The sequence below is a fragment of the Bradyrhizobium sp. UFLA01-814 genome (genome assembly GCF_046718885.1).
GTDB lineage: Bacteria > Pseudomonadota > Alphaproteobacteria > Rhizobiales > Xanthobacteraceae > Bradyrhizobium > Bradyrhizobium elkanii.
On sequence record NZ_JAQOSR010000104.1, the window covers coordinates 23,557 to 32,129 of the forward strand.

5 protein-coding genes are annotated in these 8,573 nt (G+C 65.1%); 3 read left to right on the plus strand and 2 right to left on the minus strand.

Annotated elements, in window-relative coordinates; translation table 11 throughout:
* The first annotated feature begins 4 nt into the window (after positions 1–4).
* The 3 genes from acnA to PMN64_RS27525 all read left to right on the plus strand — a co-directional run bounded on the left by acnA (position 5) and on the right by PMN64_RS27525 (position 4,565).
* Complete coding sequence (gene acnA, locus PMN64_RS27515) at positions 5–2,725, plus strand: aconitate hydratase AcnA (RefSeq protein ID WP_411782907.1); 2,721 nt, start codon at positions 5–7, stop codon at positions 2,723–2,725.
* Positions 2,726–2,887: 162 nt separating this feature from the next.
* On the plus strand, positions 2,888–3,649 hold the full coding sequence (locus tag PMN64_RS27520; RefSeq protein WP_411782908.1) for a DUF1223 domain-containing protein: 762 nt from the start codon (positions 2,888–2,890) through the stop codon (positions 3,647–3,649).
* 544 nt (positions 3,650–4,193) lie between these two features.
* A complete protein-coding gene (locus tag PMN64_RS27525; protein WP_028340822.1) occupies positions 4,194–4,565 on the plus strand; it encodes a DUF2794 domain-containing protein in 372 nt (123 codons plus the stop codon).
* A gap of 407 nt (positions 4,566–4,972) precedes the next feature.
* On the opposite strand, the gene PMN64_RS27530 is transcribed toward PMN64_RS27525, so the two are convergent.
* Together PMN64_RS27530 and PMN64_RS27535 are read right to left on the minus strand one after the other, a co-directional pair.
* Positions 4,973–5,764: a Bax inhibitor-1/YccA family protein gene (locus PMN64_RS27530; RefSeq protein WP_021078796.1), complete on the minus strand. Its 792-nt coding sequence runs from the start codon at positions 5,762–5,764 to the stop codon at positions 4,973–4,975.
* 234 nt (positions 5,765–5,998) lie between these two features.
* On the minus strand, positions 5,999–8,569 hold the full coding sequence (locus PMN64_RS27535; protein ID WP_411782909.1) for an ABC transporter permease: 2,571 nt from the start codon (positions 8,567–8,569) through the stop codon (positions 5,999–6,001).
* Positions 8,570–8,573: the final 4 nt, after the last annotated feature.

Below are 8,573 nucleotides of genomic sequence, written 5' to 3' on the forward strand. Positions count from 1 at the left end.
TCGCATGACCTCGCTCGACAGCTTCAAATGCCGCAAGACCCTGAAGGTCGGCGGCAAGTCCTACGTCTATTACAGCCTGCCCCAGGCAGAGAAGAACGGACTGAAGGGGATTTCGAAGCTGCCGTATTCGATGAAGGTTCTGCTGGAGAACCTGCTGCGCAACGAGGACGGCCGCACCGTCAAGAAGGAAGACATCGTTGCGGTGTCGAAGTGGCTGAAGAAGCGCCAGCTCGAGCACGAAATCGCATTCCGCCCGGCGCGCGTGCTGATGCAGGATTTCACCGGCGTCCCGGCCGTGGTCGACCTCGCCGCGATGCGCAACGCGATGCAGAACCTCGGCGGCGATGCCGAGAAGATCAACCCGCTGGTGCCGGTCGATCTCGTCATCGACCACTCGGTGATCGTCAACTTCTTCGGTGACAACAAGGCGTTCGCGAAGAACGTCACCGAGGAATACAAGCAGAACCAGGAGCGCTACGAGTTCCTGAAGTGGGGCCAGAAGGCGTTCTCGAACTTCTCGGTGGTGCCGCCCGGCACCGGCATCTGCCACCAGGTCAATCTCGAATATCTCGCGCAGACGGTGTGGACCAAGAAGGAGAAGATGACGGTCGGCCGGAAGACCGGCACCTTCGAGGTCGCCTATCCCGACTCGCTCGTCGGCACCGACTCGCACACCACGATGGTCAACGGCCTCGCCGTGCTCGGCTGGGGCGTCGGCGGTATCGAGGCGGAGGCCTGCATGCTCGGCCAGCCGCTGTCGATGCTGCTGCCTGAGGTGGTCGGCTTCAAGCTCAAGGGCCAGCTCAAGGAAGGCGTCACCGCGACCGACCTCGTGCTCACCGTCACCCAGATGCTGCGCAAGCTCGGCGTGGTCGGCAAGTTCGTCGAGTTCTTTGGCCCGGGCCTCGACTATCTCTCGGTCGCGGACAAGGCGACCATCGGCAACATGGCGCCCGAATACGGCGCGACCTGCGGCTTCTTCCCGGTCGATGCCGCGACCATCGATTACCTGAAGACCTCGGGCCGCAAGGCCGATCGCGTCAAGCTGGTGCAGGCCTATGCCAAGGCGCAGGGCCTGTTCCGCACCGCCAAGTCGACTGACCCGGTGTTCACCACCACGCTGACGCTAGACCTCGGCGACGTCGTGCCGTCGATGGCCGGGCCGAAGCGTCCCGAAGGCCGCATCGCGCTGCCGGCGGTGTCGACCGGTTTCGCGACCGCGCTGGTTGGCGAATACAAGAAGCCCGAGGGCGAGCAGAAGCGTCATGCGGTCGAGGGCCGTGACTTCGATCTCGGCCATGGCGACGTCGTCATCGCGGCAATCACCTCCTGCACCAACACCTCCAATCCGAGCGTGCTGATCGGTGCCGGCCTCTTGGCGCGCAGGGCCGCCGCCAAGGGCCTCAAGGCCAAGCCGTGGGTGAAGACCTCGCTCGCGCCGGGCAGCCAGGTGGTGGCGGAGTATCTCGCCAATTCCGGCCTGCAGGCCGATCTCGACAAGGTCGGCTTCAACCTCGTCGGCTTCGGCTGTACGACCTGCATCGGCAATTCCGGCCCGCTGCCGGAAGATATCTCGAAGTCGATCAACGAAAACGGCATCGTCGCCGCCGCCGTGCTGTCGGGCAACCGCAACTTCGAAGGCCGCGTCTCGCCCGACGTGCAGGCGAACTACCTCGCCTCGCCGCCGCTCGTCGTCGCGCATGCGCTCGCCGGCACCGTGACCAAGGATCTCGCGGTCGAGCCGCTCGGCATCGGCAAGGACGGCAAGCCGGTGTTCCTCAAGGACATCTGGCCGACCGCCAAGGAGATCAATGCCTTCATGAAGAAGTACGTCACTGCGACGATCTTCAAGAAGAAGTACGCCGACGTGTTCAAGGGCGATACCAACTGGCGCAAGATCAAGACCACGGAAAGCGAGACCTATCGCTGGAACATGAGCTCGACCTATGTGCAGAACCCGCCCTATTTCGAGGGCATGAAGAAGCAGCCGGAGCCGATCGTCGACGTGGTCGATGCACGGATCCTCGCGATGTTCGGCGACAAGATCACCACCGACCACATCTCGCCGGCCGGTTCGATCAAGCTGACCTCGCCCGCCGGCAAGTTCCTCAGCGAGCACCAGGTGCGCCCCGCCGACTTCAACCAGTACGGCACGCGGCGCGGCAACCATGAAGTGATGATGCGCGGCACCTTCGCCAACATCCGCATCAAGAACTTCATGCTGAAAGGCGCCGACGGCAATATTCCGGAAGGCGGTTTGACCAAGCACTGGCCCGACGGCGAGCAGATGTCGATCTACGACGCCGCGATGAAGTACCAGGCGGAAGGCGTGCCGCTGGTGGTGTTCGCCGGCGCCGAATACGGCAACGGCTCGTCGCGCGACTGGGCCGCGAAGGGCACCCGTCTGCTCGGCGTGCGCGCGGTGATCTGCCAGAGCTTCGAGCGTATCCATCGCTCCAACTTGGTCGGCATGGGTGTGCTTCCGCTCACCTTCCAGGACGGCACGTCGTGGTCCTCGCTCGGCCTCAAGGGCGACGAAAAGGTCACGATCCGCGGGTTGCAGGGCGATTTGAAGCCCCGCCAGACGCTGACGGCCGAAATCGTCTCCGCCGACGGCGGCAAGAAGGATGTGCCGCTGCTCTGCCGCATCGATACGCTGGACGAACTCGACTACTATCGAAACGGCGGCATCCTGCATTATGTGCTGCGCAAACTCGCGGCCTAACGCGGATTTGTGATCGGTGCCTCACCGCTTAGTGAGTAGCGACTAAAAAGAAGGCGGCCTATGAAAAAGGCCGCTTTCTCGCGTTTTGGGGCACGCAAGTTCAGGGACAGACTTCATGCTCCGTACAATTACGGATGGAAATCATCACGACTGGTTCGCAGTATGACAGCGATGATGGCCTATAATTCTATCTCGCGATGGTCCAGCGCCCTTGGTATCTGCGCAATCGTCGCGATCATCCGCCCCGCCCACGCCGATCCGCGTGCCGTCGTCGAACTCTTCACCTCGCAGGGATGCTCGTCCTGTCCGCCCGCGGACAAGATCATCGGTGACCTCGCGAAGGACCCCAACGTCATCGCGCTGAGCATGCCGATCGACTATTGGGACTATCTCGGCTGGAAGGACACGCTGGCCGATTCCCGTTTCAGCGCGCGCCAGAAGGCCTATTCGCATGTGCGCGGCGATCGCGACGTCTACACGCCGCAGGCCGTGATCAACGGCTCCGCGCATGTGATCGGCAGCGACCGCGCCAGCATCGAGAGCGCGATCAAGGACACCGAGAAGGGCGGCAGCGTGATGTCGGTGCCGGTGACGATGACGCTGACCGGCAAGCAGATCAACGTGTCGGTCGCCGCGTCGAAATCGCCCGCAGTGTCGCGCGGCGAGGTCTGGATTTGCTCGATCTCGAAGTCGGTGCCGATCTCGATCGCGCGCGGCGAGAATCGTGGCCGCGAGATCACCTACCACAACGTGGTGCGCAATCTCCTCAAGGTCGGTGACTGGAACGGTTCGTCCGGGAGCTGGACCGTGCCGCTGGAGAACATCACGCGTGACGGTGTCGATGCTGCGGCGGTGTACGTCCAGGACGGCAACCGCGACAAGCCGGGCCCGATGCTCGGCGCTGCCTTCACCTCGCTTCACTAGAGCCTTGCTGCGGTAAGGCGCGATGCGCCGGCTTCCGCCCGTGGCGGCGCCGTTGGACCGCACGCACGTTGTCGTGCAGCCGCGCATGGCGACGAACCTGCATTCAGTGATTTGCCGAAAGGAAAGCGCCGGGGTTTTGCGCGCGTCTCGCTTGCGCAGGTCCCAAAAACAAAAAGGACCAACTTTCGTTGGCCCAGTGTTGGGATTTAACTCCCCTGCGAACAGGCCCGATCCCGACGGCCCCGGGGGGCTGGGGGCTGAGGAATCCGGAACCGAAAGGACCGGGCCAACGCAGGATTTCCTTTTCGCAGGGCAGCGGGGCGGGCGATGGGCGGAAGTGGGGCAGCAATATGATTCCGCTAACGTTCCCGTGACTCTGCGGTTTTCCGGACAATCCGCCGCGCGCGGCCGTGGTTAAGGCCCGGTTGCATTGCGATTGGCCCCTTGCGGGCACGCTCGCTTAGCGCGATCATGTCACTCTCGTGACGATCCCGAAGAGGGGCCTTCGGAACCCGATCGTCGCCGAGGTGACAGGAGGCGCTCGATGAGTTTGATCTCGGAGGACACCGATCCGAGCGGGAGTCGTGCCGCGGCGCGCACCGCCGCCGCGACCCCTCAGCCCAACCGCGTGACTTTCAATCGACTTGAACTCAACCGCATTCTCAATCTCTACGGCCGCATGGTCGCCGACGGCGAGTGGCGCGATTATGCGATCGACTTCCTGAAGGACCGTGCCGTGTTCTCGGTGTTCCGGCGCGCGTCGGAAGTGCCGATCTACCGGATCGAGAAGGACCCCCGGCTTGCGCGCAAGCAGGGCATGTACAGCGTGATTTCCGCGACCGGCCTGATCCTGCGCCGCGGCCATGAACTCGAACGCGTGCTGTTCGTGATCGACCGCAAGCTGTCGCTGGTGTAGGGATTTCTCGTAGCCCGGATGAGCGAAGCGACATCCGGGAGGATCTCACCACCCGGGTACAGCTTCCCCGGATATCGCTTCGCTCATCCAGGCTACAAATCCGCTAATCCGCCGGCGCAGTTGTGCGGCCCTCGCGCGGCCTCGCCACTATTTTTGCCTCGCGCAAACGAAAAGCTTGTAGCCCGGATGGAGCCAACGGGTCGCGCGAACGCGCGCCCGATGACAGGCTTCGCGAAATCCGGGACTGTCGCAGCCCGGGACTGTCGCAGCCATGGATGAACTTGCCCCGGATTGCGCTGCGCTTCATCCGGGCTGCGCCACATCCTGCCCCGCGCAACAGAAAAAGCCCCGGCCGGATGGCCGGGGCTTGGATTGCAAGGCTGGATCGATCGGCTCGCTCGAGGCGCTTAGTCGCGCTGGCCGAGCAACTGCAGGAGCAGCGTGAACAGGTTGATGAAGTTCAGGTAGAGCGACAGCGCACCAGTGATTGCCGCCCGCTCTGCCATCACGCCACCCTGCGAGGCGTAGCCGTAGATGTAGTCGTTCTTCAGCCGCTGGGTGTCCCAGGCGGTGAGGCCCGCGAACACCAGCACGCCGACCACCGAGACGATGAACTGCAGCGCCGAGCTCGCCAGGAACAGGTTGACCAGGCTCGCGATGATGATGCCGATCAGACCCATGAACAGGAACGAGCCCATGCCGCTCATGTCACGCTTGGTGGTGTAGCCGTAGAGGCTCAGCGCACCGAACGTCGCCGCGGTGATGAAGAACACGCGCACGATCGAGGTGTGCGTGTACACCAGGAAGATCGACGACAGCGACAGACCCATCAGCGCCGAGAACACCCAGAACAGGAGTTGGGCGGTCGCGGGCTGCAGGCGGTTGATGCCGGCCGAGATGACGAACACCATCGCCAGAGGGGCGAGGATGAACAGCCACTTCAGCGGGCTCACGAACATCGCGTAGCCGAATTGCGTCAGATAGGCGTTGCCGAACTTGGCGACGGCGGCCGACTGGTCGGTGGTCACCGCACCCATGTAGACGCCGAGCGCGGCGAGGCCGGTGATGGCCAGGCCGATGCTCATGTAGTTGTAGATGCGCAGCATGTAGGCGCGCAGACCGGCGTCGACGGCCGCAGCGTCAATGCGCCCGGCGGCCCGGCCGAAAGGAGAAGCGTAGTTGCGGTCTAGGTCCGACATGGTCGAATTCCCGTGGTTGGTCCCGGTGGAGCGCAAGGGATTTGCGGCGCCGGTCGTAAATCTATCTCAGATGGCTCGGTTTGCGGAACATTAATTCCGTGTCATTCAAACCGACTATCCGACCCGATTGGTATGTGGGAAATTAACACATCCGACGCAAGCTTCCACGCGCGGCCGAATGTCGCTCTACCCTAGCGTTATAGGCAAAAACGGCGCTCGCGCCGCTACATTTTGTCACAAATTCCGCAACACTGAGGCCGGCTTCTGGTTTAGCGCGAGCAGCGTCCCGGCGAGCCCCAGTCCGACCGTGACGACCAGCGCGGCGGCCACGACCAGCGCGGCGCTGCCGGCCTGCCAGATAAAACTCAGCGTCATCAGCCGCGTCACGATCAGCCAGGCCGCGATCGAGCCGGCGATCACCCCGAACACGGCGGTTGCAAAACCGATCATCAGATACTCCAGCGCGTAGGCGCCGAGCAATCGCACCCGCGTGGCGCCGAGCGTCTTGAGAATCACGGCGTCATAGACGCGGTGGCGGTGTCCGGCGGCGAGCGCGCCGCCGAGCACCAGGATCGCCGAGATCAGCGTCACGGCGCTGGCGCCGCGGATCGCCAGCACCAGATTGCTGACGACGCTGCCGACCGTCTCCAGCGCCTCGCGGACCCGCACGCTGGTCACCATCGGGAACGCGTCGGCGACCTGCTTGATGATGCGCGCGTCGTCGGCGGAATCTGCGTGTGGTTCCGTCAGGGTCGCGACATGGCTGTGCGGCGCGCCCTTGAAGGCATTCGGCGAGAACACCAGCACGAAATTGATGCCGAGGCCCTGCCAGTCGATGTTGCGCAGGTTGGCGATCTTCGCCGGCACGTCGCGGCCGAGCACGTTGACCACGATCTCGTCGCCGATCTTCAGGGACAGGCCGTCGGCGATCTTCTTCTCCATCGAGACCAGCGGGGGGCCGCTGTAGTCCGGCCCCCACCATTCGCCCTCGACGATCTTCGAGCCCTTGGGAATTTCGCCGGTATAGGTCAGGCCGCGGTCGCTCTGCAGCACCCATTCCGAATCGACGGACGGCTTGAGCTGGTCGGCCTTGACGCCGCGCGCGGCCACGATGCGCCCGCGCAGCATCGGCACATCCTCGACGGTCGAGCCGGCGGCGATCTTGGCCAGGAAGGCATTGAAGCGGTCGGCTTCGGTGGAGGGGATGTCGATGAAGAAGAACGACGGCGCCCGCTCGGGCAGGGCGGCCAGGAATTGCCGCCGCAGATTGCCGTCGATCTGGGTGATGGTGACGAGCACCGCGAGCCCGAGCCCCAGCGACAGCACCACCGACGGCGTCAGCGCGCCCGGCCGGTGGATGTTGGCGATCGCGAGCCGCAGCATGGTCATGCGGCTGCGCGGCAGCCGCCGCGCCACCGCCATCAGGAGCTCGGCGATTCCGCGCAACAGCAGGAACACCGCGATCGACGAGGCGACGAACACGGCGGCGACCCGCTTGTCATAGGCAAGCCCGATCGCGACGCCGATCAGGAGCGCGATCACCACGGCCATCAGCGCCAGATAGCTCCAGCGCGGGCGATGCCACTCGCTGGCGACGGTCTCGCGGAACAGCGCGGCGACCGGCACGTCATGCACCCGGCCAAGCGGCCACAGCCCGAACGCCAGCGCGGTGAGCTGGCCGTAGATGAAGGACAGCGCCAGCTCGTCGGGATGCAGCGCGGGCACCACCGGCAGCGGCAGCAGCTTGCCGAACAGGCCGACGATGACGAAGGGTAGCGCGGCGCCAAGCACGAGCCCGATCACCGAGCCGATCCCGGCCAGCACCACCACCTGCGTGCAGTAGATCGTGAAGACGTCGCGGCCGGTGGCGCCGAGCGCCTTGAACGAGGCGATGACGTCGCGGCGCCGGTCGATATGGCTCTTCACCGCGTTGGCGACGCCGACACCGCCGACCAGCAGCGCCGCGAGGCCGACCAGGGTCAGGAACTGGGTGAAGCGGCTGATGGTGCGCTCGAGCTGCGGTGAGGCATTGCTGCGGCTGCGGACCTCCCAGCCGGCCTCCGGCGCGGCGCTGCGTGCGCCGTCGATCAGCGCGGTGGTGGCGCGATCGTCATTGGCGCCGTCGGGCAGTTTCACCCGGTAGATCCAGCGCACCAGGCTGCCCGGTTGCAGCAGGTCGGTGGCGTGCAGGCTGGCTTCGCTGATCAGGAAGCGCGGCCCGAGGCCGACGCCGCCGGCGAGCTTGTCGGGCTCGGCCACCACCACGCTGCGGATCTGGTAGGTCGCACTGCCGATGGTGACGCGGTCGCCGAGCTTCAGGTCGAGCCGCGCCAGCAACGTCGAATCGGCGGCCGCGCCATAGACGCCGTCGCGTTCGGCTAGCAGATCGGCGACCGGCATGTTCGGCTCGAGCGTCAGCTCGCCGAGCATCGGATATTTGCCGTCGACCGCCTTGAGCTCGACCAGGGCCAGCTTGCCGTCATTGCTGCGCGCCATCGCACGGAGCGTGGCCGCGATCGAAACCTCGCCGCGCGTGCGCAGATAGGCGACCTCCTCGGGCTTGGCCTCGCGCGAGATCAGCGAGAACGCGGCGTCGCCGCCGAGCAGCGTGCGTCCTTCGCGCGACAGGCCGTCGCCGAGGCTGGCGGCGACCGAGCCGACGCCGGCAATCGCCATCACGCCGAGCGCGATGCAGGCGATGAACACGTAGAAGCCGCGCAGGCCGCCGCGCAGTTCGCGCAGCGCGTAACGGAAGGCAAGCGACGACGCGCGGCCTTGCAGCGCGACTTCGGACGCAAAGCTCATGTGG